Source organism: uncultured Salegentibacter sp. (assembly GCF_963972535.1).
GTDB lineage: Bacteria > Bacteroidota > Bacteroidia > Flavobacteriales > Flavobacteriaceae > Salegentibacter.
In genome coordinates this window covers 1-1,698 of sequence record NZ_CAXAVR010000211.1, presented here as the reverse complement: position 1 = coordinate 1,698, position 1,698 = coordinate 1, and the positions used below count along the sequence as shown (strand labels likewise).

General features: G+C 36.5%; 1 protein-coding gene. It reads left to right on the top strand.

Annotated elements, in window-relative coordinates; all coding sequences use genetic code 11:
- The coding region (locus AACZ30_RS13900) for a peptidase M28 (protein WP_339650118.1) at positions 1–1,575 on the top strand (1,575 nt) is incomplete at its 5' end.
- Between the last annotated feature and the right edge of the window lie 123 nt (positions 1,576–1,698).

Sequence of the window (1,698 nt, the reverse complement as noted above, 5' to 3'; positions counted from 1 at the left end):
GTTTTAAGGGAACAGGGAAATATCCCGGGTTATAATTTTGCATTTATAGACGATCATTTTGATTATCACACCGCGACTGACACCCCCAAAAACTTAGATAAAAAAACCTTAGCACATCAAGGCAGTTATTTAATGCCTCTACTCGATTATTTTAAAGATGCAGATTTAAGCGAAGTAAATGCGGAAAAAGAAGTATTGTTTTTTAATATTCCGGGCGGGGAAATAATCAGTTATCCGTTTTCCTGGATATTCCCAATGCTTATTCTCGCTTTTGTTTTGTTTTTTATCATCCTGGGCTATGGATTTTCCAAGGATCATCTTCAGCTAAAAGAAATTTCAAAGAGTATTATTCCGTATATGGTGAGCCTGGCCTTTTCTGGCTTACTGGTTTTTCTACTTTGGAAATTCCTACTTTACAGCTATGCGGAATATTCAGAAATGGAACACGGCTTTACCTATAACGGCTATTATTATATCGCTGCTTTTGTTTCATTAAGCTTACTCATTTCGTTTTTCACCTACTTCCGATTTAGACATATAGAAAACAAGGCTAATCTATTCGTTGTTCCGCTATTTTTCTGGTTATTGCTTTGTGCTTTGCTCGCTTTCTTTCTAAAAGGCGCGGCTTATTTTATCATACCAGGTTTTTTTGGCTTACTGCAGCTATTTATTATGATGCGCCAGGAATCGCCAAATTCCTTATTAATGGCATTCTTAAGCCTTCCGGCGATCTTTATTTTGGTGCCATTTATAAAAATGTTTCCGGTAGCTTTAGGTTTGAAAATATTGTTTGTTTCAGCTATACTCACAGTTCTATTATTTCAACTGCTGTTACCTGTTTTCGCTTACTTTAAAAGCAATAAGAAGATTGCGGTTTTATTCTTTTTAGTTTTCAATATTCTTTTAATAATCGCACATTTTAAAGCCGATTTCACCAAAGAACATCCCAAACCAAATTCACTGGTCTACCTTTTTGATGCCGATAAAAATACTACCAACTGGTATTCTTACGATAAGATGTCAGACGAATGGACTGAAGCATATTTTGGAGAAGAGCCATTAATTGCTCCTTCAGAAAATAAAACCTTTAGCAGCAAATACGGCTCAAATTTTACCTGGCGTGCCGAAGCTCCAAAAATTGATCTACAATCGCCCGGCGTAATTTGGAAAAAAACCGATTCTACCTCAGCTTTTAATTCCTATTCCCTGAAAATTGCTCCCAACCGACAAGCGGATAGAATAGAACTTTTTACTGATAGAACCGTAGATTTTGAAAGCTTTAAAGTTAACGGACTTGAAGCTGATTCCGTCGCGCTGGGAAGTAACGATTTTCATATTCACACCCGTAGATGGCACGACCGGATATTGACTTATCATATTTCCGGAAGAGATACTCTAAGATTGGAATTCAGTTTAAGAAGCGATGAAAAACCGGAATTTACGCTTTACGAGTCCAGTTATGATTTGCTGGAAAATCAAGATTTAAATGTAAAGCCAAGAGCAGAAACTATGATTCCACGGCCTTTTGTACTAAATGATGCTGTAATTTTTAAGAAAACCATAAGCCCCGAGTAGGCTTTGGTTTTGTAGCTTTGAGGTTATTACTCGTCATCCTGAATTTATTTCAGGATCTAACTTGATAAGAAATGCTCTCATATTAGAAGCTGAAACAAGTTCAGCTTGACGAATACACAAATA